This window comes from Sporomusa rhizae, from assembly GCF_041428845.1.
GTDB classification, from domain to species: domain Bacteria; phylum Bacillota; class Negativicutes; order Sporomusales; family Sporomusaceae; genus Sporomusa; species Sporomusa rhizae.
Map to the genome: position 1 here is coordinate 5,791,824 of NZ_CP156925.1, position 26,496 is coordinate 5,818,319.

22 protein-coding genes are annotated in these 26,496 nt (G+C 46.1%); 3 read left to right on the forward strand and 19 right to left on the reverse strand.

The window, feature by feature from the left end; all coding sequences use genetic code 11:
• Nucleotides 1-337 precede the first annotated feature (337 nt).
• The 10 genes from SRRS_RS27165 to selA all read right to left on the reverse strand — a co-directional run bounded on the left by SRRS_RS27165 (nucleotide 338) and on the right by selA (nucleotide 13,909).
• Complete coding sequence (locus tag SRRS_RS27165) at nucleotides 338-1,042, reverse strand: ABC transporter ATP-binding protein (protein WP_371369944.1); 705 nt, start codon at nucleotides 1,040-1,042, stop codon at nucleotides 338-340.
• Between the two features lie 9 nt (nucleotides 1,043-1,051).
• Complete coding sequence (locus tag SRRS_RS27170; protein WP_371365009.1) at nucleotides 1,052-1,816, reverse strand: ABC transporter ATP-binding protein; 765 nt, start codon at nucleotides 1,814-1,816, stop codon at nucleotides 1,052-1,054.
• Nucleotides 1,794-2,762, reverse strand: a complete 969-nt coding sequence (locus tag SRRS_RS27175; protein WP_371365011.1) for a branched-chain amino acid ABC transporter permease — start codon at nucleotides 2,760-2,762, stop codon at nucleotides 1,794-1,796. Before SRRS_RS27175 ends, SRRS_RS27170 begins: the two co-directional genes overlap by 23 nt.
• A 10-nt stretch (nucleotides 2,763-2,772) precedes the next feature.
• Nucleotides 2,773-3,669 carry a branched-chain amino acid ABC transporter permease gene (locus SRRS_RS27180; protein ID WP_371365013.1) on the reverse strand — a complete coding sequence of 299 codons (897 nt, stop codon included), beginning with the start codon at nucleotides 3,667-3,669 and terminating at the stop codon, nucleotides 2,773-2,775.
• Nucleotides 3,670-3,779: 110 nt separating this feature from the next.
• Nucleotides 3,780-4,907 (reverse strand): ABC transporter substrate-binding protein, encoded by a 1,128-nt coding sequence (locus SRRS_RS27185; protein ID WP_371369946.1) that lies wholly within the window; start codon nucleotides 4,905-4,907, stop codon nucleotides 3,780-3,782.
• Between the two features lie 367 nt (nucleotides 4,908-5,274).
• Entirely contained in the window at nucleotides 5,275-7,584 is a 2,310-nt protein-coding gene (locus SRRS_RS27190) for an FAD-dependent oxidoreductase (RefSeq protein ID WP_371365015.1), read from the reverse strand.
• Between the two features lie 12 nt (nucleotides 7,585-7,596).
• Nucleotides 7,597-9,234, reverse strand: a complete 1,638-nt coding sequence (locus tag SRRS_RS27195) for a glutamate synthase-related protein (RefSeq protein ID WP_371365017.1) — start codon at nucleotides 9,232-9,234, stop codon at nucleotides 7,597-7,599.
• Complete coding sequence (locus tag SRRS_RS27200) at nucleotides 9,222-10,328, reverse strand: glutamate synthase (RefSeq protein WP_371365019.1); 1,107 nt, start codon at nucleotides 10,326-10,328, stop codon at nucleotides 9,222-9,224. Before SRRS_RS27200 ends, SRRS_RS27195 begins: the two co-directional genes overlap by 13 nt.
• Nucleotides 10,329-10,637: 309 nt before the next feature.
• Nucleotides 10,638-12,518: a selenocysteine-specific translation elongation factor gene (gene selB / locus SRRS_RS27205; RefSeq protein WP_371365020.1), complete on the reverse strand. Its 1,881-nt coding sequence runs from the start codon at nucleotides 12,516-12,518 to the stop codon at nucleotides 10,638-10,640.
• Nucleotides 12,515-13,909 carry an L-seryl-tRNA(Sec) selenium transferase gene (gene selA, locus SRRS_RS27210; RefSeq protein ID WP_371365022.1) on the reverse strand — a complete coding sequence of 465 codons (1,395 nt, stop codon included), beginning with the start codon at nucleotides 13,907-13,909 and terminating at the stop codon, nucleotides 12,515-12,517. Before selA ends, selB begins: the two co-directional genes overlap by 4 nt.
• A 150-nt stretch (nucleotides 13,910-14,059) precedes the next feature.
• Between selA and yyaC the strand changes: the two genes are divergently transcribed.
• Nucleotides 14,060-14,698: a spore protease YyaC gene (gene yyaC / locus SRRS_RS27215; protein WP_371365024.1), complete on the forward strand. Its 639-nt coding sequence runs from the start codon at nucleotides 14,060-14,062 to the stop codon at nucleotides 14,696-14,698.
• 104 nt (nucleotides 14,699-14,802) lie between these two features.
• Here the strand turns inward: yyaC and SRRS_RS27220 are convergent, their stop codons facing one another.
• From SRRS_RS27220 to SRRS_RS27260, 9 genes are all read right to left on the reverse strand, one after another.
• On the reverse strand, nucleotides 14,803-15,180 hold the full coding sequence (locus SRRS_RS27220; protein ID WP_371365026.1) for a polymer-forming cytoskeletal protein: 378 nt from the start codon (nucleotides 15,178-15,180) through the stop codon (nucleotides 14,803-14,805).
• A 108-nt stretch (nucleotides 15,181-15,288) separates the two neighbouring features.
• On the reverse strand, nucleotides 15,289-16,212 hold the full coding sequence (locus tag SRRS_RS27225; protein WP_371365028.1) for a M23 family metallopeptidase: 924 nt from the start codon (nucleotides 16,210-16,212) through the stop codon (nucleotides 15,289-15,291).
• A gap of 164 nt (nucleotides 16,213-16,376) precedes the next feature.
• A complete protein-coding gene (locus SRRS_RS27230; RefSeq protein ID WP_371365030.1) occupies nucleotides 16,377-16,895 on the reverse strand; it encodes a DUF4446 family protein in 519 nt (172 codons plus the stop codon).
• Nucleotides 16,896-16,936: 41 nt separating this feature from the next.
• Complete coding sequence (locus SRRS_RS27235; protein WP_371365032.1) at nucleotides 16,937-17,629, reverse strand: DUF554 domain-containing protein; 693 nt, start codon at nucleotides 17,627-17,629, stop codon at nucleotides 16,937-16,939.
• A 3-nt stretch (nucleotides 17,630-17,632) separates the two neighbouring features.
• Nucleotides 17,633-18,778, reverse strand: coding sequence for an aminotransferase class V-fold PLP-dependent enzyme (locus SRRS_RS27240; RefSeq protein WP_371365034.1), 1,146 nt, complete (start codon nucleotides 18,776-18,778; stop codon nucleotides 17,633-17,635).
• 15 nt (nucleotides 18,779-18,793) lie between these two features.
• Nucleotides 18,794-20,017: a [FeFe] hydrogenase H-cluster maturation GTPase HydF gene (hydF, locus tag SRRS_RS27245; protein WP_371365037.1), complete on the reverse strand. Its 1,224-nt coding sequence runs from the start codon at nucleotides 20,015-20,017 to the stop codon at nucleotides 18,794-18,796.
• Between the two features lie 13 nt (nucleotides 20,018-20,030).
• Nucleotides 20,031-21,431 carry an aspartate ammonia-lyase gene (locus tag SRRS_RS27250; protein WP_371365039.1) on the reverse strand — a complete coding sequence of 467 codons (1,401 nt, stop codon included), beginning with the start codon at nucleotides 21,429-21,431 and terminating at the stop codon, nucleotides 20,031-20,033.
• Between the two features lie 42 nt (nucleotides 21,432-21,473).
• Complete coding sequence (locus tag SRRS_RS27255) at nucleotides 21,474-22,391, reverse strand: ParB/RepB/Spo0J family partition protein (RefSeq protein ID WP_371365041.1); 918 nt, start codon at nucleotides 22,389-22,391, stop codon at nucleotides 21,474-21,476.
• Entirely contained in the window at nucleotides 22,384-23,145 is a 762-nt protein-coding gene (locus tag SRRS_RS27260; RefSeq protein ID WP_371365043.1) for a ParA family protein, read from the reverse strand. The genes SRRS_RS27255 and SRRS_RS27260 overlap by 8 nt, the downstream gene beginning before the upstream one ends.
• Nucleotides 23,146-23,400: 255 nt before the next feature.
• Here SRRS_RS27260 and SRRS_RS27265 point away from each other — a divergent pair, with 255 nt between their 5' ends.
• Together SRRS_RS27265 and SRRS_RS27270 are read left to right on the forward strand one after the other, a co-directional pair.
• Complete coding sequence (locus SRRS_RS27265) at nucleotides 23,401-24,087, forward strand: methionine synthase (protein ID WP_371365046.1); 687 nt, start codon at nucleotides 23,401-23,403, stop codon at nucleotides 24,085-24,087.
• A complete protein-coding gene (locus tag SRRS_RS27270; protein ID WP_371365048.1) occupies nucleotides 24,087-26,456 on the forward strand; it encodes a homocysteine S-methyltransferase family protein in 2,370 nt (789 codons plus the stop codon). The genes SRRS_RS27265 and SRRS_RS27270 overlap by 1 nt, the downstream gene beginning before the upstream one ends.
• Nucleotides 26,457-26,496 lie beyond the last annotated feature (40 nt).

The window sequence follows — 26,496 nt, forward strand, 5'->3', positions numbered from 1 at the left end:
CCCATTTTTAAGTAAAGAAAATACGACTTGCGCCGAACCTTGACAAAAGCGGAAATCAATATTGCCTTTATACAGGTAAAGTTATCCATTTTATTGGATAAGAAAAAACTTGGCTTGTGCCAAGTCCTTCAAGACTACAGCATAAGCCTCACTTGTTCTTGCTCATTATCAGAAAAAACTCTTCTTACTGATAACGAAAATAAGCCTGCAGGACGATAGGTCCACAGGCTTACCTGCTGCGTATCCGGCTGCGCCTGTTTGCTCTAAGGCCGCCTGTTCCTACGCTTATTATATTAGCATATCAAACAAAATGTGTAAAATCCAGGAAGATTTTTTATTAGCCACCCAAATAAGCTTTGCGTACTTCTTCGCTTTCCGCCAATTCTTTGGCTTCGCCGGACAGGATAATCCGGCCTGTTTCCAGTACATAGGCTTTATTGGCAATTGACAAGGCCATATGCGCATTTTGCTCAACAAGCAAAACGGTTGTGCCTGTCTCATTAATATCTTTAATAATTGAGAATATCTCTTTTACCAGTAATGGCGCCAGACCCATCGACGGTTCGTCTAACAACAAAATGCGCGGACGGCTCATGAGCGCACGGCCCATTGCCAGCATTTGCTGCTCACCGCCCGAAAGTGTACCGGCAAGCTGACTGCGGCGTTCTGACAGCCGCGGGAACCGGGAAAATATTTTGTTCATATCTTCTTTAATCTCTTTAGTATCTGAACGAAGATACGCCCCCAGTTCCAGGTTTTCTTGCACCGACATATTGGCAAATACCCGGCGTCCTTCAGGAACCTGGGATATTCCCAGTTTAACAATATTCTGAGCCGCCATACCGGCAATATTTTGTCCCTCAAAGGTAATTTGCCCACTCTTCGGTTTAAGTAAACCCGAGATAGTGCGCAATGTAGTGCTTTTGCCGGCGCCATTAGCGCCAATCAAAGTCACAATTTGTCCCTGACTTACTTCCACACTAATTCCTTTAAGGGCATGAATGGCACCGTAATATACGTTTATATTATCAACTTTTAGCATTGTCATGATCTAAACCTCCTCACCGAGGTAGGCCTCGATAACCCGCGGATTATTTTTAATTTCTTGCGGCGTTCCCTGGGCAATGATACTGCCATAGTCCAGCACATAAATGCGTTCACACACACCCATAACCAGACTCATGTCATGTTCAATCAAAAGAATAGTCAGGTTAAATTCTTTCTTAATCCAGCGGATCATCTCCATGAGCTGCTGTGTTTCCTGGGGGTTCATCCCGGCGGCCGGTTCATCCAGCAATAATAATTTAGGCTGAGCCGCTAGCGCTCTGGCTATTTCCAGGCGGCGCTGTTCGCCATACGGCAGGTTTTTGGCGATTTCATCTTTTTTATCAGCAAGCTGAAATATCTCCAAAAGTTTTATGGCTTTAGCTTCGATTTCAGCCTCTTCGCCATGATAGCGGCCCATGTGGAGCATAGCTTCTAATAAACCGTATTTTACATGAAAATGATAAGCAATTTTAACGTTATCCAGAACGCTAAGATCGGCGAACAGCCGGATATTCTGGAAGGTACGGGCAATGCCGCGCTGGGTAATCTGATAAGGCTTAAGTCCGACAATGCTGGCACCGTCAAATTCAATCTGCCCTTCTGTCGGTTCATATACACCGGTTAACAGGTTGAAGGCCGTGGTTTTACCGGCGCCGTTTGGTCCTATCAAACCAATAAGCCCGCCGGGAGCAATCTCTACTTCAAAATTGGAGACCGCCTTAAGACCGCCGAAGACTTTGGATAATTTAGTTGCTTTGAGTAGTGCCATGTTTCTTACCTCCTGTCAAGCGGCTGAATACTTTTAGGCTTAATTCCTTATTGCCAAACAAGCCTTGCGGCCGATACAGCATTAAGACAATCAATAATACCGAATAAATAATCATCCGCCACTCAGGATAACTAGCCAGGGCAGCTGAGACAAAGGTTAACAGTATAGCGGCAGTGATACTGCCGGTAATGCTTCCTAAACCGCCTAGAACTACCATTGTCAGAATGTCGAAGGATTTCATAAAGGTAAAGGACGCCGGGTGGGCAATGTAAAAGTAGTGGGAAAACAATGAACCGGCTACTCCGGCGAAAGCCGCCCCGATGGTAAATGCCAATACTTTGTATTTCGTAGTATCAACACCCATGGCCTCGGCGGCAATCTCATTTTCGCGTATGGAGATACACGCCCGGCCATGTGTTGAATCAATAAAATTTTTAATAATAAACACCGTTAATACAGCAAGCCCAAATACCCAGGTAAAATCGGTATAACGGGGAATGCCCATAAAGCCTGAAGCACCGCCAACATATTGGATATTAAGAATACAGATACGGATAATCTCTCCCAGACCCAGAGTTGCGATTGCGAGATAATCGCCGTTTAACCGCAAGGTTGGTAGTCCAATCGCAAAACCTAAAATACCGGCGCCGAGTGCCCCGCCAATAATAGCTGCAATAAAGGGAAGCTGCATCTTTACGGTAAGTACAGCACTTAAATAAGCGCCGACGGCCATAAAACCGGCATGACCGATAGAAAACTGGCCGGTAAAACCATTAATCAAATTAAGGCTTACCACCAAAATAATATTAATACCAATCAGGATAATATTAAGCGACCAGAAAGGATCGATAACATCGGCAAGCATTAACCCTTGAACAGCGGCATATACAACAACACAGGCCATCAATGCCATAATGTCAGTCTTGGTTTTTCTTTGAAAATTCATGACCTGTCACCTACACTTTCTCCCGGACGTTTTTGCCCAAGAGGCCGGCCGGTCTAAACAACAAGATTATAATCAAGATGGCAAAGGCTGCTGCGTCCCGGAAGGTGGAAGACCAGAAGCCACTGACAAGAGCTTCGATAACACCTAAAATGGTACCGCCAAGCATGGCGCCCGGAATATTGCCAATACCGCCAAGTACGGCGGCAACGAAGGCCTTGAGGCCTGGCATAATTCCCATAAGCGGATCAATTGAATTATAGTAAATGCCAACAAGCACACCGGCCGCCGCCGCTAACGCGGAGCCGATACCAAAGGTAAAGGAAATTACCTTGTCAACGTCGATACCCATAAGCCGGGCAGCGTCGGTATCAAAGGCTACCGCCCGCATGGCTTTGCCCATTTTTGTACGGTGTACGACATAGGTCAGAATGACCATCAAAAGCAGGGAAACCGCTAGTATGACGATTTGCTGGCTATTGATTATTATACCGCCAAAGGTGTATACCTCAGCAACGAATATTGCCGGGAAAGTGCGCGGCTGGGGCGTTACTAGAAGCATTCCACCGTATTCCAAAAGCAAGGATACACCAATCGCCGTAATTAATATGGCGATTTTCGGCGCATTTCTGAGCGGCCGGTAGGCAGCCCGTTCAATAATCATCCCCATAATACCAGCAACTGCCATAGAAAAAATCAGTGCGGGAACAAATGAAAATTTAAACACCGACGTAGCAAAAAACCCTGCATACGCACCCACCATATAAATATCGCCGTGGGCGAAGTTGATCAGCCTGATTATACCGTAAACCATGGTATAACCTAGAGCAATGAGCGCATAAATGCTGCCCAGGGATATACCGTTAATTAGCTGTTGTCCTAGCTGTATAATTACGTGTGACGAATCCACTGCGCTCTCCCCTCTCCATTGTCAAAAAATAGTATTAGAAATATGAAGGGCCGGTTGGTCCGGAGACCGGGACTTTCGCCCCGGTCACAGGGAACGCAACTCGCCCTCAATTAAGGATTTACTCTCTCTCTAAAAGTTTGTTTGCCGTCTTTCATTTCGATTATTACGGCACTCTTAACAGGGTCATGGTTGGCATTAAAGCTGATTAAACCGGATACTGCTTGATAGTCTTTAGTTTTCGCCAGTTCATCTTTAATTTTAACCGGATCAGCGCTGTTAGCACGTTTCATGGCGTCGATAACCATCATAGTAACATCATAGGATAATGCAGCGAATGCATCCGGAGTTTGGCCATATTCTTTTTTATAAGCCTCAACGAAAGTTTTTACTGCAGGGCTATTATCATCAGGCGAATAGTGGTTGCTGAAGAAGGTATTATTGAGCGCTGCCGCACCGCCGATTTCCGGGAGCTTAGCGGAATCCCAGCCGTCACCACCAAGTATAGGTACGTTTAGACCAAGTTCACGAGCCTGTTTTACAATCATGCCCACTTCTTGATAGTAACCAGGAACAAAAATTACGTCAGGATTTTGTGCCTTAACTTTTGTCAGCGTTGCTTTGAAATCAGTATCTTTAGCTAAGTAAGCTTCGTTAGATACGATTGTGCCGCCATTTTTCTCAAAGGTTTCTTTAAAGAATTGCCCTAACCCCTTAGCATAGTCACTGGAGTTGTCTATGTATATAGCAGCCGTTTTGGCTTTCAGCGACTTTTGGGCGAATGTCGCCATTACTGAGCCTTGGAACGGATCAATGAAGGCTCCCCGGAAATTGAATTCACGAACCTTGCCGGTGTTAGGATCTACGGTAACTTTAGGGTTAGATGCTGTCGGGCTGATTGACAACACTTTGTTATCGGCATTAACCTGAGCTGCTGCAATAACGCTGGAAGACGCAATTGGTGCAATAACAGCTACTACCTTGTCTTGGGTAACTAATTTTTGCATGGCATTAGCTGCTTCGGCTGCTTCGCTCTTGTTATCGGCAACTACCAGCGTTAACTGTTTACCAAGGACTCCACCCTTCGCATTTACTTCTTTAATTGCCAATTTAGCTCCGTTGGTAGCTGATTGGCCGAAGGTAGCATTGCCACCAGTCATTTCAAGGTCGGCACCGAGTTTAATTACATCCGACTGGGAGCCACCACTGCCGCCACAACCGGCAACAAGGCTTGCTACCATAAGTACACTGATCAAAACACTTACTAGTTTTGTAAATTTTCTCTTTCCCATGGTTTTCCCTCCAATAGTCATTCTCCCGTTTACTGATAGCGCTGTTTCCGCTCGGCACTATCCCTTCGTACCGTTACCGAGAATCACGGGCAATTTTGACCGTAAATCCTCTGTCTTTAGTACTTCGTGTCCACCATCAACATATAGATGTATGCCATACAGTGTAATTATATGTGCCTTGTCTATCTCTGTCAATACTTCCAGCATAGTACATCTCACTGTTTGTCCATTCACAAAGGACACCAACTTACTATTCTGCGAAAAACCTAATAAAATACATGCCGCCAGTTTTGGAGGCATGTATTTTATTTACACATTATCTATAGAAGCGAATCGGCTCGTCATTAGACTCCATATTCCAGATGCCGCAGGGGCAGATACCGGCACAAATACCGCAGCCGATACACTTAGCAGGATCGGAAACATACTCAGTACCATTTTCTTGAACTATACGGGTAATTGCATTTTCCGGACATGATTTCAAACACATATGACAGTCACGGCAAGTACCACAGCTAATACACCGGGTATAATCGCTGTTAGCCTCAGGCATCTCACAGCTATGACATTTTTTAAAGTAGGCGATACTCATTCGCTTTGCAGGAATTTTGTTTTTTTGTGCCGGATTATAACTTTCTCCATTTAGATAGGCGTTGACAGCCATAGCAGCTTGGCCGCCGGCGCCAATTGCGTCTACGAGACGGCCTGGTCGAACGATGTCACCGGCAACAAAAATCCCTGGTGCTACACTATAGTCGCTGGCAGGTTTTAAGCAGCCGCGATCAACTTCTAATGGTTCAGGCAAAAAGGTAAGGTCCGGGATTTCACCAATTGCAATTATTACCGTATCAGCCTTAATCAGGTTTCCTTCCTGGGTAATAACGCCCTGCTCCGTAATCTCTTTAGTGAATACCGGCCAGAGTATTTCCCCCCCTAGGCCTTTGACATGTTCCATTTCTTCCTCAAAAGCAGCCGGCTGCTGAACGTCAATACAGGTAACTTGCTCGGCCCCGGCGCCATAGGCACCGACAGCCACATCCATGCCGGAATTTCCGCAGCCAATAACAACTACTTGTTTACCAACAACAGGCTTCTCTCCACGGTTAACGGCTTTAAGGAAATCCAGTCCTTTAGTTATCCCTTCGCAGCCCGGCCAAGGAAAAATTTTGGTGATATGAGCGCCGGTCGCAAGAACTACTGCATCATGGTTATTTTTTATAGAGACAAACAGTTCTTTATCTACAACAACACCATTTTTAAAACTTACTCCCATTGCGGCAATTCTTTCTATTTCTTTACGCAATGTCTCTTGTGGCAGCCGCGAACGTGGAATCACCTGCTCCATTTTGCCGCCAGCTTTTTCATGGGCTTCAAATACTGCTACTTCATGCCCCAGCCGGGCCAACTGCCAAGCCGCTGTAAGACCTGCCGCACCACCACCGATGACAGCCACGCGTTTTCCTGTTTTTATCTGATCCTTAGGCAATTCAAAATCTGCCGAGTATCTGCCCAGCTTACCAATTTGTGCGGAAATATCAACTGTTTTTCGGGTACATTCGTCCATACACAGATTGGGACATACCGCACCACATACCGAACCAGGAAACGGTGTATACTCAAGTACCAGCTTATAAGCTTCTTCTATCTTACCTTCCCGCAGCAAATTAAAGCGTCGTTGGGAAGGGATTGAGGCCGTGCAGTTGAACTCACAAGGAGCGCTGTATTTTCCGTTTTCCCAGACAGGAACACGCCGGCGGTCTACGTCGGTGGCGATGGCGCCTATGACGGAAAAATCGTCGTAACAGACATCGCTGAAAATACTGTCAGGCACCCAGGTTTTAGTTCGGAAAGAATATATATCAGTATTCGCTTTTTTCGGCCTTTCCTCATAGGAAAGCGGTACGGCTTTACGCCATTCCCGCCAGTTGGAAAGGAGACCTCTCAGTTCCGGCTGGCCAATGGCGGTAAGGAAATCTTCCATTTTGCCGTCCAAATAAGCAATATCTGTAGCTGTAAGCTGCAGAATTTTGGTATCTTTAACCGAAATGCCGCCAGCCTTGCCGCGGAAGTAAACGATTCCGCCTACCATACCCGTACAGGCTCGGTCACCCAGTACCGATTCAAACTGCTCGCTGTCATAGCCGCATACCACCGCAATACCGCCGCCCATAAATTCAAAGGCAAAGCTGCTGACATTTTTTAAGACCCAGAATTCCGGTGCTTCATAGAGTGGATCGTGCTTCATGAGCGAACCCGACCGTGTTCCGGCGCGTCCGCCAATATAGATTGTACCGGCAGCCGCACAATGAGCCGTCGTATCGCCGCCGTCGCCCTTGACTACAATCCGTCCTCCGGCATTGAGCCAGCCAACATCGGCGGAAGCTGACCCTTCTACGATTATTTCTGTGCCGGGCAAGCACATCGCACCCACCCGCTGGCCGGCATTCGTTACATGAAATGTAAGAGGTTTTCCTTCCGGGTGCCATAGTGGACCGCCGATATCATGCTGCCCTGAGGCTTCTATATGAAACTCGGTTTCTCCCTGTGCCAACGCTGCATTAATACTTTCCAGAAGGTCCTGCGTTGACATCCGGTTATTGCCATCAATTGTATTTATTCTAAACATGCAGAGATCCTCCTAACACACATATTGGATAGCCAACTTGTCAGCTATGGCTTTATCGGTAGTAATTAACGCATCGGACCGTCCGACAGGCAGTGAGCTGTTGCCGACAGGAGCCATGAGCTTCCTAAACTCACTGTCTAAGGCCAGCATATAGTCAACTATGTTTTGTGCCGCTTTATCAATATCAAGACGTTTCACCAGCCGCGGGTTCTGCGTACAGATTCCAGCCGGACAATTGCCGGTATTGCAGGCATTGCAGCGTCCATGTTCATTGCCGACACAGCCGCATAACTGAATAAGCAATTTACCTATAAATACGCCGTTGGCACCAAGACAAATTAATTTGAAGGCATCGGCTGCCGCATTGCCGGTCAGTCCGACGCCGCCACCTGCCCACAGCGGGATTTGTCCTTGACGGCCTTGTTTAACCGCCGCCAGATAACACTCCCGGGCCTTTGAAACAACCGGGTGACCGGTATGATCCAGCGATACTTCGTTAGCAGCACCAGTACCGCCTTGTATTCCATCGATGAAAAAGCCACCGCAAATTTTATATGGATCACGCAGCAAATTATTATATACCGACACAGAAGTAGCTGAAGCCGCACATTTAATCGCTACCGGCACGCGAAATTTAAAGGCCGCGTTCATGGACATAAACATTTTCTGTACCGATTCTTCAATAGAGTATAGACCTTGGTGGTTAGGCGGCGATAAAAGGTCGGCCTTCGGCACACCCCGGATGGCTTGAACCGGCTTTGAAACTTTGGCTGCCGGCAATAACCCGCCGTCACCCGGTTTAGCTCCCTGGCCGATTTTAATTAAGACGCCGGCCGGGTCTACCTTCATATGAGGCATAGCCTGAATAATACGGTTCCAACCAAAGTGGCCTGAAGCAATTTGCAAGATCATATATTTCAAAAATTCGGATTGCAGCAGCCTTTTAGGCATGCCTCCTTCACCAGAACACATACGGACAGGCATTTTGTGCTTTTCATTTAGATAGGCGGTTGCTAAGGCCACGGCTTCCCAAGCTCGGGTTGACAGCGCACCGATTGACATATCGCTGAATATGACCGGATAAATCCAGTTTACCGGCGGTGTATGACCTGTTAATCTGAGATCATGACCGTTTGATGCAAGCGGCAGTTCGTGGGGCAGTAAGACCCGGCCAAATGGGGCCAAGATATCGAAGGTGTGGCGCTCTGAATCTAAAGACGGATCAGTCATCTGCGAAATCCGTCCAACAACGATTTTATCCAGGGTTCGTTCGTTAACGCTAAGGTTATTTCTCCCTCCGCGTTTAACCGTCGCACCACCGCTGCGATTCAAGCTATTTATCCGGCAATCAACGTTGCGAACCGGTTTGATAGCGTTATTAGGGCAAACTTTTTCGCACATACCGCAGCCAACACACGCGTTAGCGACGGCTGCTTTTTGTTTAATAACAGGCACTGCCATATGGCGCTGGCTCGGCTCCGGCTGATGGCCTGTCGACACCGTGACCGACCGCCGTTCCATTGACGCCTCAATTGCCTGAAATGTACATGCCGCAACACAACTGCCACACATAGTACAGCGTTCGCTGCTATATTGAATTTTCCAAGGTAAGTCAGTTACGCTGACATCTTGTACTCTTACTGCTTCCATCGTTCTACCTCCAATTCCCGGGTAATAACTACTACTTCCCGTTCATTCGGATATATATCAAGTTCCTGGTTACGGTGAGGCAGAATGTGGTTAATACCGCAAACCTCAGAAGATATGGCAATAGTAGTACCGTCACCGCCTACAACAACCGGCCGTAATTTTTTCGAGTCACAGCAAGTCATCATCCGTCCGTCCGGCAGCATCGCAATAATGGTATTAGGACCGTTTATCTCGAGGTGTCCCAATGATTGGCGAATTGCCGTCAGTTCCTGTTTGTCGATCCGCTCAGAAATCTCACCAAACGGCAGCGGCGTAATAACATGCTTGTAATATTTTATTGGCCATTTAAGTACCTTAAGTACGTAATGCAAAGTATAGAGGAAGTTTTGCGAATCTGATTCAAAACCGATATAACCACGGTGTAACGATTTTTGATATTCTTTGTTTTTGGTATAGAAAGTGTTTTCCCCGTTAGCGCATAAGGTATATCCTTGCATAAAAAAAGGATGAGCTGCATAACGCACGATTTCATAGTTGGTATTTTGCCGGCATTGCACGACAACATTTTTAGCCATTAAGTCGCCGTTATTGTCCCAAAGTTTAAAGTAAACGGCAATATCACGAGGATCGCCAATCTCTTTCAGTGTCAAAACATCAGGCCAGAACGAATACACAAATCCCTGCTCATCTTTTTCCAGTAAGGCTCTTAGCGCCAGCCGTGTATCGAGTAATAGCTCCTCCTTGGCTTCCTGGGTAGCCGTCCGGTAGTACTCCGGATAGTCATATGCCCGGAATATATAATAAGGCATAGCTTTAATATCCAGGCCTTCCTGGCGTCCCCCCCGGGGAATCCATTCATACAGGGGAGTAAAGTTGTTGGTTTCCATGAAATGTTCTACCATAGCTGCCCCTTTTTGCGTACAAGCCAAAGACAGCAGAGGTTTATCCTTGTATTTGGCAAAGACCCCTTCGAGATCTTGCATGACCATGGCAAACCCTGAATTATCATGCCCTTCCTGCTGGGGCAGCATTAAATGCAGCGCCCGCGATGGATGAAATGCGACTTTGCTTTTTATAGCCCCTATTCTACACATCCTACTCTCCCCACCCTTTCAAACTTATCAAAAAAATTTACAGACAGAAGATAAAAAAGCAAAAAAAGACCTAGCAAAAGATCCCCATTAGCTGGGACCTTCCGCCGGGTCTTTTATACCCACGGTGTAGTGCCGCACCATGGCAGCACCTGTGTCGCTTGGTCCAGACCACTTTGTCAGCACGGAACCCTAGACACACTCCCTTAAAACAGTTGTGCGTATACAATGTACCAATATATACAATTTACTGTTTCAAGTCTTATTATAAAAACGATTTGTTTTGTTGTCAATATACATTTTTAAGTAATTTTATTCTGATAAATCCTGAATTTTTCTGCTTGCTCGCCTTACATCTCCATCCCTTATTGTATATTTATTCATATCAAGATACTCCATAACTGGCAAGGCAACTTTGCGCGAAGTGTTCAAAATGTCTCGTAACTCCCCAACTGTTAATGTTTCTTTTTCCTGATAATGTTTATGAATAAGCTGTACAATGTACTGCATTGTTTTGCGGTATACATACATATCGCCAAGCTTTACAAGTACTCCGGCCCGTACTAACGCCTCATGAGCAGGTTTTGCTTTTTCTGGCGGCAGCGTTAATCTTTCGGCTAGATACCCTTGGTCAACATTGGTTAACCCAGCTTGAGCTAAAGCAGCCTCGGCTTTAGCAATAATATCCTGCTGCCAGCCACCGTGCCGCTCGGCATGACTTCTAAGCGCGAGCAACCCACCATTAATTGTCACTTTATTGTCTTGTAACCACTGTGCCAGCATGGTATCAAAACTTTTTTCATCAACCGCCAGCTTTTGCCGGATTATTTCTTTCGTCAATCCGCCCTTGTCCGGTTGACTTTTATGGTATTCACGCAGAGCAGTAGTCATCTTGTGAGTAAGCCGCTCGACTATGCTTGACACAATATATAGTTTATCAAAACACTGCAATTTCTTAGCAGCCATCAGTTTATTCACCGCTTGGTCTACTACTTTATCAGGCAAGTAACCGCTTAACCGTTTAATTTCATCCTTGGCCTGCATTCGCTGGGTTTCACGCAGGCGATGATACAATACCTCAGTCCCCTCATTTTTGGCAACTGCATCTGCCAACGCCGCCCGTTCAGGTTTTAGCCGCCGGGTATTATGGCCTGGGGCAATCAGGGTAACCCCTCCCAATAATTGCTGCGGTGAATATAACCTAATTATTCCCCGGTCACCGGTCCCCGCGGCTAATGGTTCTTCCAGAATTAATCGCATATATTTGTTGTCCGTGTCTTTAAAGGAGTAGATTCGTCCCAAAAACTCGCCTGTTCCCAAGTGCAGTCGGACACGCAAGCCGCTTTCGATCTCTTCCCGCCAGTCACCTACGATATCCCACGCTGCGCTGACTTCGCCACGCTCTGGAGCGCTAAGCACCATTCCCCGTGAAACATCTTCCATATCTACGCCGGCCAAATTAATGGCCGCCCGCTGCCCGGCCATTATCTCGTTGACCTTTTCGCCATGCCGTTCCAGTCCCCGTATCCTAACCACAGAATCGGCCGGATATAGCTGTACACTATCGCCGCTTTTAGCACGTCCACTAAGCACCGAACCGGTAACAACAACCCCATGACCTTTAATAGTAAACACCCGGTCAATCCATAGGCGGAAAGGCGCACTGCTGTCCCGCGCTGGTATACTGTCTGCAAGCTTTATTAAGACAGTTTTCAGTTCATCAATACCTGCTCCTGTAGCTGCAGACACGCGGCATACTGGCGCATTTTTCAGGAAAGTCTTGCTAATGTACTCCTGAATTTCCCCTTCAATCAAGCCCAGCCACTCTTGATCCACTTTGTCGATTTTATTAATAACCACAAGACCGTATTTAATTCCATATAGTTCAAGCATGGCAAGGTGTTCCTGCGTTTGCGGCATAACACCTTCATCAGCGGCAATTACCAGCATAGCCAAGTCAATACCACCTGTTCCCGCCAGCATGTTTTTTAAGAAATGCTCGTGGCCCGGTACATCGACAACCCCGGCTATTATTTTGTCTCCGAGCGGTAAGGAGGCAAAACCTAAATCTATGGATATTCCGCGCTGTTTTTCTTCTTTAAGCCTATCCGTGTCTGTACCTGTCAGGGCTTTGATTATAGCCGATTTACCATGGTCAACATGCCCGGCTGTGCCAATAATTACATGTTTCATGGCTCCAGCCTCCCCAATTCGCAAAGCGCCGTCGCAATTTCAACAAAATCCTGCTCCGTTAAGCAACGCACATCTAAAATTACTCTGTCTTCCTGAATCCGGGCGATAATAGGGATTTCCCGTTGTCTAAGGCAGGTTTCTACTTCTGCGGCACTCCTACCAGCCAATTGCACAGCTACACCATAGCCAGCCAGGACGGCTGCAGGCAAAGCTCCACCGCCGGCAGGCGAATTTAGAGAGATAACTTCCGCAGCTAGACCAGGCAGATTTGTCTTTACCATTAGATTATTAAGAAGTTCAGCTCGTTCTCTCAGTTCATCAGTAGAGGCATTCAGCATGGCCAATACGGGAATATCGCGAAGTGGTTGTCCCAGCGTATATTCCATTAAAGTTCCCTCCAAAGCCGCTAAAGACAATTTATCAATACGGATAGCCCTGAGCAGCGGATCCTTCTTCATCTTTGCTATATATTCGGCTTTACCGGCAATAATGCCGGCTTGCGCGCCGCCAAGCAGCTTGTCGCCACTAAAAGTGACAATATCAAAACCCAGCGAAAGCCGTTCATTAACAGACGGTTCCACTTGTCCGCCAACAGTTAGCGGTAACAGGGTCCCACTCCCCAAGTCCTCAATTACCGGCAAATTATGTTTATGTGCTAATTCTGAAAGTTCAAGACCTGACGGTTGTGACGTAAACCCAATAATACAATAATTACTTGTATGGACTTTTAGTATAGCACCGGTGTTGCAGCCAATAGCCTGTTCAAAATCAGATAAATGGGTTTTGTTGGTTGTTCCGACCTCAACAAGAGATGCACCGCTTTGTTTAAGTACATCAGGAATTCGGAAAGAGCCGCCAATCTCGATAAGTTCTCCTCTGCTGACAATAACTTCCCGGCCTTTGGCCAGTGCTGACAGCACCAACATAACAGCCGCAGCATTATTATTGACAACAATAGCATCTTCCGCCCCGGTCAACCGGCACAACTGTTGTACTACGTGCGAGTAACGGCTGCCGCGGTTACCTGTATCGACATCGTATTCTAACGTACTATAACCTGCCATGACTTCATTCACACAAGAGACCGCACGGGTACTTAACGGAGCCCGTCCTAAGTTGGTGTGAAGAACTACTCCTGTAGCATTGATTATACGCCTGAGACTTGGCTTGTTAAACCTTCTCAGAAGCAATTTAGCCATAGCCACAAGCGCATCTGCCTCTATGTCTGTATCAACCCCCTGCCGCAAAAGTTCTCTACTCCTTGCGGTAGCCTGTCGCAAACAATCTGTCACTAATTCTCGGGGATAGTTACTAATTTCCAGGTCATTAGCCGCAACCAACAAAAGACGGTCTATGGACGGAATAGCTTTAAACTTGTTTGCTACTTCCACTATGAATTGCCTCCCATATAAGCTCGTAACGTTATCTGGTAAACATTTCTTATATTATTCCTGTTTATCGCGAAAAATTCCTGCCATTATGTATATATTGTCAGTTTTTTACACATACTGGTAATAACAAATATGTAACAGGAGCTAAGTATGCTGAATAATATTTTGAATTTTCCCGTCCTTAACAAGCTTTCCCCGCTTAAACCGTCACCCGCACCTGAGCCTGCGCACGAACAGGTTCGCGAACAAAAATTCAATGTTAGTCAACCTAATGCTGTTTATGACTTAGCGACTTCTATCCGCAATTTAGTACAGACCGCCAAAACTGACAATCATGAAATTATCATCCTATGCATTGGTACAGATCGTTCGACAGGCGACTCGCTTGGCCCATTAACCGGCAGTAAATTAAAAACACTAAATATATTTCCCCATGTTTACGGTACACTTGACGACCCGGTCCACGCCACCAACCTGGAGGCCAAACTTAAAATCATTACTTCCTCTTTTGCGAATCCTTTTGTGATTGCGGTAGACGCCTGCCTTGGGAAGCTTGAAAACGTTGGCTGCGTTACCTTAGGACGCGGTTCCGTTAAGCCCGGAGCCGCTGTAAACAAGAACCTTCCCGCTGTTGGCAATGCATACATTACCGGGATTGTAAATGTGGGTGGCTTTATGGAACACATGGTGCTGCAAAGCACTCGTCTGAATCTTGTCATGAAAATGGCAGATACAATTGCTCATGGTCTGACTTTTGGCATTGGCCGTATTCACGGTAAGTTGCATTAAATAAAATTGACTAGCCTACAGGATGTAACTACCTGTAGGCTAGTCGCAGAATAAATAAACTCCCAGGCTATAAAAAAATAGTCTGGGGGTTTGCTTTTCGCTATCTAGTTGGTATCACTGGCTGTATTTTCGCTGAGCATCTGACATGCACCACGGAATACAGCCCCTTCATTCACGGTTAAAATGCCTACTTTAATGTCGCCATACACTTTAGCTGTAGGCATGAGCTCCAGTTTATCGGAAATATCAACATTACCGTTTATTACCCCGGCAACAACAGCATTACGGGCCTTAACCTGCGCTTGGATGTGGCCATTCTCACCAACGACCAAGTCCCCGGACGTATTAATTTCCCCTTCGTGCTGACCATCCACCCGAATAGTGCCTTGTGAAGTAATGGTGCCTTTAAAAGCTGTATCACCACTGATAATGGTCCCTACTTGGTCAACAACACTATTAGCTTGCTTTTTACCGCCAAACATCCATTTACCCCCTATAATTCAAGCTTGCCTTAGCCTCGTTAATAAACTATAGCAAACCCTAGTACGCTTTTTAATATCTAACAAGACTATTCTAGGCGGCAGGTTGTGTTACTGAAGAAAACTGGAGGGGTTTACCGCCGTACCATTTACCCGAACTTCATAGTGAACATGCGTTCCTGTGCTCATTCCCGTACTGCCCATATAGGCTACGACCTGACCTTTTTTTACATGCTGCCCTACGCCAACAGCGTTTCGGGAGTTATGACCATAAATTGTAACAATACCATTACCATGATCGATTTCTACCATGTTTCCATATCCGCCAAACCAACTGCTATTAGTAACCGTGCCATCAGCAGTTGCCATAATGGGTGTACCATAACTACTAGCGATATCGATTCCCGGATGCCAATCGCTTCCCCCGCCCCAAGGTGAATTACGCCAGCCAAAGCGCGAAGTCACTTCTCCGCTAGCCGGCCAGATTGACGGCGTAACGGCCATTCGTTCATTTTTTGATGCAATGGCACTTTTTATATTGGTAAGACTTTCTTCTCTTTGAATAGCTGCCGCTCTTAGCTCTTTAACCAAACTGGTTAACTGATCAATGTTAGGCTTAACTTCCGGACCGCCTTGTCCATTATGGTTAGACAAGCGGGCTGGGGCCGAACGAGACGTTTCGGCTGCTTCTTCCCCATTTACCATACGCCTGAGATCACTGTCAAGCTGGTTTAGCCTATTCATATCTTCCTGCAGATCAGCCGTCGCTTTGGCTAACTCTGTCAACTGGGCTTTCTGCTTATCATTAACTTCCCGGAGCTGAGTTAGTTCAAGCTTGTCCTGTGTTGCTGCATTTGCCTGGAATCGGTAATTCAGCATTGTGCCTGAAAGCAGTAACAGACATATCCCCAATGCGGCCGCAGTATACTTAATTGTTTTAATTGGTATGCAAATACGGAACACCGATTTTGTATGATGGGGCACAATCATTAACGTGTATTCACGTCTGTCAGGTTTTGGCGTTTTTTGTTTCAACAACATCACCTTCTTTTCGTCCAGACAGAAGGGTATCTTCTTCTGGATAAGTACAACAGGGCTTCCGCAATCGCCAAAAGCTATGCGCAAACCGTGTTTTCTTTGCTGCTTGCAACAGCCGAACTATGATATTATTCGCCAAGAAATATAAAAATCCTGCTTTTTTATGAATATTTTTCCAAAGCCTTGCTTAAGGCTTGTTTTTCTTCGTCAGTTAAGTGATAGGCAGATTGTCCATTAGCAATTGGTTTGGCATATACCCGCGACTCATTTCGCCCGTAAATGCTGGATAAAACCACGCCGTTCCGTTTACTGTCAAGCAGTGCCATAGCAAAACTCAAATCACTGCCCATATCATCAAAAGCATTAAACCGAACTACCCCCAAATGCTGAATAGAGACGGCAGCAACTGCATCCAGGCGATGAAATTCCCTGTCCAATTCATTGACCCGGTTTACGGCCTGACGTACTTCCTCGATATGACCGTTTAGCAATCGCTCAACATTTACACCTTCCATGCCTTCCATCATCTTACGATAACGCTTGTTCAATTTGCCCATTTTAATGTTAACATTAATAAAAACAAGAAGTGCTAAAAAAATCAATGCAGTTAAAACTAGTAGTATGTAAGGTAAATTAGCAGTAACAAACATTGTATACTTTGACAAATCCATGATATCCATTGCATCACCTTTCTAATCCGATAACTGCCATAATTAGTATTCTATATTGGCCAAAAATATGCTATTACTGCAGCAGCTGGAATTGCCGGCAGCAAATTTGCCAGCTTTATTTGTTTTATTTCCAACATTAGTATGCTCACTCCGATAATAAGAATGCCGCCGGTTGCTGTTAATTCGGCAATCACTTTATTCGATAATACAGTGCTGAAGAATCCAGCCAATAAAGTAATGCTGCCTTGATATAGTAGAATGCTAATACTGGAAAAAGCCACTCCCAGTCCCATACTTGAAGTAAAAACAACGGATGTGATTCCATCCAAGAGTGATTTAGCGTATAAGGTACTGGTATCTCCGGCTATCCCATCCTGAATAGCACCAACTACAGCCATTGCCCCAATACAATAAATCAAACTGGTTGTAACAAAAGCGCGCCCTATGTTATTTTTCCTATCTTCAGTCTGGCCGCCCATTTTATTTGACAACCACAACCCTATCCGGTTAAGCCCGCCGTCAATATTCAGCGCTTCACCGATAATAGCTCCAATAGCTATCCCCAAGATAACAACAAGTATATTTTGTGTCTTAAAGGCCATTTGCAAACCAATTGCACCAACAGCCAATGCCATACCATGCATAATGGTATTCTGATATTTCTCAGGAATACCGCTCTTCAGGACCAAGCCTACGCCTGAGCCAACTAAAACTGCAGCGGCATTAACCAAAGTTCCTTTCATACACTATCCTCCCTTAGCGGCAATTTCCCTTATAGCGGCAAGCGTCACGCTTATTTCTTCCTCGGTGTTGAAATATCCCGGGCTAAGCCGGACAGCGCCCGTCTTAATAGTACCGATTGTCTGGTGAGCCCAAGGCGCACAATGCAGCCCTGATCTGCAGGCAATATTATAATCCCGGTCCAGGCGATGAGCAATCTCGCCACTATCTTTACCGGTAAGAGTAAACGAAACAACTGCCGTCCGGCCACGAGTACCCTCCAGGCCATAAACAGTAGCCGCCGGAATTTCTTTAAGTCCGGCAATTAATAACCGGGTTAAGTCAGCTTCTTTTCGTTGTATAACAGCCCTCCCGGTTCTCAGAATAAATTGTACTCCGGCGTGAAGACCGGCTATTCCCGGTGTATTCGGTGTTCCGCTTTCCAACCTGTCAGGCATAAACTCCGGTTGTAAATCAGATTCTGATAAACTGCCTGTACCACCCACTCTCAGCGGCCTTACAAGGATATCTTCTTTAACATATAGACCACCCGTTCCCTGAGGGCCAAGCAATCCCTTGTGGCCGCTAAAAACCAGCACATCAATCCCCATGGGACCAACATCGATAGCTTCAACGCCGGCGGTTTGGGCTGCATCAACAATGAGTAAGGTTTCCTGCTTTTCGGTTAGCTGACCAACCTCTACTACCGGCATTATGGTACCGGTTACGTTGGAGGCATGGGTCATGACCACAGCTTTTGGTTTTTGTTCTATGGCAGTTTTCATAGCCGCCATATCAATTTGCCCGGCTGCATCACAAGGAATACTATTAATACGCACGCCTTGGGACTCCGCAACGCGCAATGCCCTGGCTACTGCGTTATGTTCCATGCCAGTGGTTACAATAGTATCACCCGGATTGACGATCCCAAATATCGCCATACTCATAGCATCCGTAGCGTTATGGGTGAAAATTAGCTGATTTGAATCTGGAATACCAAACAATTCCGCCAGCGCTTCTCTGGTTTCATACAATAACAAACTTGCCGCCCGCGCCATACTGTGGCCGCCTCGTCCTGGATTAGCTCCCATAGTCCGCAAACAATGATTAACTGCTTGATAAACCTCTTCCGGTTTTGGCCAAGTTGTTGCGGCGTTATCAAGATATATCACAATCTACCGCCCCCCTCACTCTTCCAGAATCATTTGTGCCAATGGAAACGGCGCCAGTGCCCGGTGCAAAATACCATGAACATGAGCAATCAGTAAGCCATAATTAACTATAGGCACACCCGCTTCTCGAGCCATTGCCAAACGATACAGCATTTCCCGCCGGTTAAGCATGCAGCCGCCACAATGGACAATCAACTTATACTTTGCTATATCTGGCGGGAAGGTTCCCCCAGACACCCATTCAAAATCCAGCTCATCTCCCACTGACTGCCGAAGCCAGCGAGGAATTTTTACCTTGCCAATATCATCTGCCTGCCGGTGATGAGTACAACCTTCCGAAATCAAAACTTTGTCACCCGGCTGCAGGCTTTCGATGGCCTTTGCTCCGGCTACCAGGGTTTCTAGGTCACCTTTATGCCGTGCCAGCAAAATAGAAAATGATGTTAACTGTACTTCAGAAGGGGTATCTGCTCCCACTTTCATAAATTCCTGTGAATCGGTAACCACTAGTTTTGGCGGATTTTTTAGCCCCTCTAGTGCTTCCTTTAGTTCTCGCTCTTTCACAACAACCGCACAAGCGTCATTATCCAAAAGGTCACGAATTGTTTGCACCTGCGGTAAAATCAGTCGGCCTTTGGGAGCTGCCAAGTCAATAGGTACTACCAATACTACCGTGTCACCCGGCGACACTAAGTCACCAATTAACGGCGGGCCTTCCCAATCATCAGGTGCCAGTTTGATCATTACCCGTTTTAATTCTTCAATTCCCTGACCGGTTTTAGCGCTAATACCAAGCAGCGCCAAATTCAAATCAGAACCCCAAGAGCTAAGAACATCAGCAGTAACCGGCCAAAGGTCAATTTTATTAACAACACCAGCCATTGGCAAACCACGTTTGCGGATTTCTTTTACAATCTCTCTCTCGAAATCGGTAACTCCTTGTTCCGGTTCGATGACCACTACCGCCAAATCGGTTTTATTTAGCACCTGCATAGTTCTTTCTACCCGCAGTGCACCTAAATCGCCAACATCATCGATTCCTGCAGTGTCAATAATCATAACAGGCCCAATAGGTAATATTTCCATGGCTTTATAGACAGGGTCAGTAGTAGTTCCAGGCACATCTGAAACCAAAGCAATATCCTGGCTGGTAAGGGCATTAATCAGACTGGACTTACCGGCATTCCGCCGGCCAAAAATAGCAATATGCAGGCGTGACCCTTTTGGCGTATCTTGCATATCTATTCCTCCTCTATTTTGGCGCTCCCGCAATTCCCGGCCGGGTCATAGCCCGCGGGTCGAGAATGGCATCAATCTTTTCTACAGGTAGTATTGCCAGTTCAATAACTGCTTCTCGAACTGTTATACCGTACTCCATCGCTTTACGGGCTACTTGCGATGCTAAATCATAGCCGATATGTGGCACCAGTGCTGTAACACTTATTACGCTATTGTTCAACATCTCTCGGCAGCGTTCTACATTTGCCGTTATTCCTTGCACACAAAATTCATTTACCATTTTTACCGCATTTGTCAAGATTGTTAGACTTTCCAATAAATGATGAGCAATTAACGGCATGAACGGGTTTAGCTCAAGTTGTCCGGATTGAGCCGCCATAGCTATAACCATATCGGCAGCCATAACATGAAACGCAATCTGATTAATCGCTTCAGGTATTATTGGATTTATTTTACCAGGCATTATTGAAGATCCAGCCTGACGTTCCGGTAATCGAATTTCCCCTAGACCAGCTCTTGGTCCTGATGACAGCAGTCTAAAATCATGTGCCATCTTGCCTAAATTTACCGCCAGTGCCTTTAGTAATCCCGACACTTCGACAAATACGTCAGCATTTTGGGTAACGTCAATCATATTTTCTGCCCTGGCAAGGCCAATACCTGCGTATTGACGAACCCGATCATTAACCATAAAAATGTACTTTTTATCGGCATTTAGACCGGTACCAACAGCCGTCCCTCCCAATGCCGCTTGGCGCAATCGCTCTTCCACCTTATGCAGCCGCCAGCGATCACGGGCGATTGCACCGGCATAGGCACTAAATTCCTGCCCTAGCATAACCGGCAGTGCATCTTGCATTTCCGTCCGCCCAACCTTAATAACTCCAGCAAATTCAGCTTCTTTGGCCTGTAAAGCATCTTGCAGCGCAGCGCAGCCTTCACTTAGCGGTTTAAGGAGCCAGATAGCGGCAATTCTTAGCGCAGTTGGGTAGACATCATTAGTTGATTGCGCCATATTAACATGATTGAGAGGATGTATTATATTATAGTCGCCTCGCTGTCCGCCTAACAGTTCAATAGCTCGATTAGCCAGCACCTCATTGATATTCATATTTGTAGAGGTTCCCGCCCCACCTTGCAGGGCATCCACAACAAATTGTTCTTGCCACTGTCCCCCGATAACCTCATCAGCCGCGATACCTATTGCCTGTGCTTTTTCTTTTGATAAATAACCGAGCTCGGTATTAACGGCTGCCGCAGCCTTTTTTATCACAGCTATGGCTTTAATCAGGGTTGGCGCTACTCTATAGCCGGAGATAGGGAAATTTTCCAAAGCTCGCAACGTATGAATGCCGTAATATACGTCAGTTGGCACTTCTCGTTCTCCCAATAAATCTTTCTCTATCCGCATCATTATCCCCCTAACCGCCTATAACCGAATGTTTCACGTGAAACATTAAACCACTAGCTGCCCGCGATAGTTACTTGTTGTAGTCTCCTGCCTTTTCGACAGCATTTCCATGATTCGTTCCAAATCCTCATCAGAGTAATATTCTATTTCAATTTTACTTTTTAATTTTCCGGGTTTAATACGGACTTGTGTTCCTAGAATTACCTTTAATCTATCTTCAAATTCATTCATAAAAAATTGCCTGTTATTTTCTTCTTCTTCATTAACAGGCTCGACTTTTTTTACCGGCCGCCGTGCCGCTATGCGCCGAACAAGTTCCTCGGCGTCGCGGGCGGATAAATCCTCTTCAATTATTTGCTTAGCAGCATCCAATTGTACTTCTGGATTCTCTAATGCTAACAGCGGACGTGCTTGCCCCATAGTTAATGTTCCACGTGAAACAAATTCTTGTATCTCAGGATGGAGATTCAGCAGTCTGACAATGTTAGCAATCATTGAACGGCTTCGGCCAATCCGGCGGGATACCTCCTCTTGAGTTAACCCAAACTCCTCCATAAGACTGCGGAACGCCATCGCTTCTTCAATGGGATTCAGATCTCGCCGTTGCAAGTTTTCAATAAGAGCTATCTCCATCATTTCGGAATCGGTATATTCCCGAACAACAGCCGGAATTTGTTTCAGTCCAACAATTTGCGAAGCTCGCCACCGGCGCTCACCGGCTACCAGTTCATACCCACTAAGGGTCTTTCTCACCACAACCGGTTGAATAACACCATGCTGTTTAATCGACTGTGCTAACTCAGCCAGCGCCTCTTCATCAAAATCTCGCCGTGGCTGATGCTGGTTAGGAGTGATTTCTTTTATCGCAATTTCATTAACCGGTTCATTACCTTCCGTAGCTTGTGGTGCGCCTGGCGCACTAAACAATGCATCTAAGCCTCTTCCCAGACCACGTTTATTCATCACCTATCACCTCACGCGCTAAGTCAAAATATACTTCGGTACCTTTAGATTTCGGATCATATTTAATAACCGGCTGCCCATGACTAGGCGCTTCACTTAAACGGACATTTCGGGGAATAATAGTTTGGTACACCTTATGCCTAAAATGATTTTTGACCTCGTCAACAACTTGAATGGACAAATTAGTACGAGCGTCAAACATAGTTAGCACTACCCCTTCCAGAGTAAGTACCGGATTCAAATTCTTTTGTACCAAACTTACAGTATTCATTAATTGAGTTAGTCCCTCCAAAGCATAAAACTCACATTGGATGGGTACAAGGACAGAGTTAGCAGCTGTTAATGAATTAATTGTCAACAGCCCCAACGAAGGAGGGCAATCAATAAGCACATAATCATAGGCAAATTTAGCTTTATCTATGGCTCGCTTAAGTTTTCCCTCGCGTGACATCATTGATACCAGTTCAATTTCCGCTCCTGCCAGCTGAATCGTGGCAGGTAGCAACTTAAGATTGGGAATTTCCGTCTCAACCACAATAGACTCTAATGGAACATCATTTACCAACGCATCATATACACAGCGTTTTATGGTACCTTTATTGAATCCCAGTCCACTGGTAGAGTTACCCTGCGGGTCAATATCAATAAGCAGAACATTTTTGCCTAACTCCGCCAAACAAGCTGCAAGGTTGACCGCAGTGGTCGTTTTACCTACTCCCCCTTTTTGATTGGCGATAGCAATCACTTTAACCAAACTAGTTCACCTCAAATAGATTAGTTCCATCATTTCATTCCACAAAATTGCGTATTTTCCTGCCAAAAAATGCAGACAAAGTAAGTTGCCTGCTTACAAAATTAAATATTTTGTACTAGAAAACAATAATGTTTACATAAATAGCATATGTAAGCAAAAATTTTATTGCAATATTGTAACTATCCCTGCTTTATCAATTGTAAAAAATATAATATAATGCTAATAATACCTCATTTGGTAAGGAGGTTCCAGGCTATGCCCATATATCACCCTAGAATAATTTCTATAGATTGTGCTGAAACCAAACGCTATGCAGGACTTAACAGCAAAACAGACTTTTCTCCCTCTTTATTAAATGAAGCTTGCACCCAAGCTCAGCTTTTAGCTATTCCTAAAGGGGTGTGGCAGATCTATCCCTACGATCCGGAAACACATAGCATTATGGGAGATAATTCGCTGACCTTAACAGCTGCCAGCGTTATTGCCCATTTGGAAGGTGCCGTTGAAGTTGCCGTTATGGCAGTAACTATCGGATTACCGCTCGAACAGGAAGTTTCAAACTTGTTTTCACAAAACAAGTATACACTGGGTTTATTGTTGGATGCAGCCGGAACAACTGCAGTAGAAGCAGCAGCCGATTCGGTTTGTACTATCATTTCCCAACATGCAAGCCGGACCGGATTGACGGCGGGACGGCGATTTAGCCCAGGCTATGGCGACTGGCCGATTGAAGTACAGCCCGAAGTTTTGGAATTGGCTTCAGGCGCCAATATTGATCTTAGTGTCACCGATACCAAAATGCTGGTACCACGAAAATCTGTTACTGCGGTCGTCGGCCTATATCCTTACCATCAAACACTTACTCTACCACATCAACAAGAGCTGGCTTGTGACAAATGCGAGCAGACCGGCTGTCATGCACGAAAGGAGACAAACAATTAATGATCCATATCTTTGACGGTGCCATGGGCACAATGCTGCACCATGCAGGACTAGAGCCAGGCCACTGCCCTGAATTGTGGAATCTAGAAGAGCCTGATAAGGTAACCGCAATTCACCGCCAATATGTCGAGGCAGGCGCAACAATAATAGAAACAAATACCTTTGGTGCCAATCGCATTAAACTGTCCCACTATAGACTGCAAGATAAAGTCGCCGACTTGAATGCCGCCGGCGTAGCCGTTGCCCGTCAAGCCGCCGGTGCTCATGCCAAAGTAGCCGGTTCAGTGGGCCCTACAGGGAAATTTGTCGCTCCATTAGGCGACCTTAGCTTTGACACTGCTTACGAGATATTCAGCGAGCAAATCCAGGCACTGGATAAAGCCGGCGTAGATTACATAATTATCGAAACCATAATAGATATCCAGGAAATGCGCGCCGCCCTCCTTGCTGCCAAAGCAGTTACAAATAAACCAATTATATGTCAACTATCATTTGATGCGGATGGACGAACGGTAACAGGCACTGACCCACAGACTGCGGGAATTACCCTGGAAGCGCTGGGAGCCAGCATCATCGGCGCTAACTGCTCCTTAGGCCCAGCCCAGCTTTTACCGGTAGTAGAAACTTTAGCCCAATCCTGTTCTATTCCCATCAGCGTACAGCCTAATGCCGGAATGCCGGAATTGATAAACGGCGAAACTGTCTTTCCTATGTCCGCGGAAGAAATGTCCGCCTGGATTCCTAAGCTAATAAACGCAGGTGCCACCTATATCGGCGGCTGCTGCGGCACTACTCCGGCACATATCAAAGCCATCAGGCAAACGGTAGATACAAAGCCTACTGTGTCCGCCCGGACCTACCGTCCGGTTACAGCACTAACCAGCCGCACCCGCACCGTTTGCCTTGGCGCACAATTTGCTCCTGTCATTATCGGCGAGCGGATAAACCCTACAGGTCGTAAAGCCCTGGCTGCCGCCATTAAGGAAGGCGACTTTGTCGCCGTTAAGAAAGAAGCTTTAACCCAGATAAAAGCCGGTGCCGGCATTTTAGACGTAAATATGGGTGTTCCCGGTATTGATCAGGCAGCAATTATGAAACAAGCCATTGAGGAATTAGCTATCCTGGTAGACGTTCCACTAGTCATTGATACAACCGATCCTATAGCACTGGAAGCTGGACTAAAAGCCTATCCAGGCCGGGCACTTATTAACTCGATTACCGCCGAAACCGAAAGATTGGAAGCTTTCCTGCCACTTGCCAAAAAATATGGTGCTGCCGTATTGTGTTTGCCGCTTTCCGACAGCGGTGTGCCAACAACTGCAATAGAACGGGTTAAAATAGCCAAAGAAATAGTAACTATCGCAACAAAACATGGGTTAAACCATCATGACCTACTCGTCGACGCGTTAGTCATGACAGTAGCCACCGACAATCAGGCTGCCGCTGAAACACTGTTAACCCTTAAACTATATCGCGAACAACTTGACTGTCCGGCGGTTATGGGTCTTAGCAACGTATCTTTTGGCTTGCCTCGCCGCGATTTAATGAATGCCGCCTTTTGCGCTATGGCTTTAGATGCCGGTCTCGATGCTCCTATCCTTAATCCTTTTGATCCCTTAATGCAGGATATCTGGTCGGCGGCGGTTGCGCTAGGCGGGCGCAGTCAACAAGCGGTAATTGACTATAGTAAAAAATATGTAGCTCTGCCTGCCCAGCAGGTCGAAAACACAACCACTGCACCAGATATATTAGCGCAAATCCGCCAAGCTGTAGTCAACGGCGAAACAACAGGTGTCGCACCGCTGGTTCGCCAGGCGCTGGCAGAAAACTTTACCCCACTCACCATTACCGACCAAGCTCTGACAGCCGCTATGAATGAAGTCGGACAAGCCTTTGGTCAAGGCCGGTGCTTCCTGCCGCAAGTCTTGCTCTCTGCTGAAACTATGCGTACCGCCTTTACTACCATTAAAGAAGTATTGCCTTCCCATACTGCAGAAAGCTTGGGAACGGTAATCCTGGCTACCGTCAAAGGCGACATTCATGATCTGGGAAAAAATATTGTTGCCGCACTCTTAGAAAATAACGGTTTTACCGTTGTGGACTTAGGCAAAGATGTGACTGCCGAAACCATTGTCGCTGCTGCTCAAGAATATCAGGCACAGCTCGTAGGCTTATGTGCCCTTATGACTACTACTCTCCCACAAGTGGATATCGCTATTGATGCTCTTAAGAAAGTTGGTTTTAGCGGTAAAACAATAGTAGGCGGTGCAGTACTTACCGAGAGCTATGCCCACCAGGCTGGTGCTGATGCCTACGCAGCAAACGGCGTAGATGCCGTTACTATTGCCAAGCAGCTACTCAATAGTTAGTCGCTGTACAATTAATTAGCATTATTCCTCCAGCAGCTGC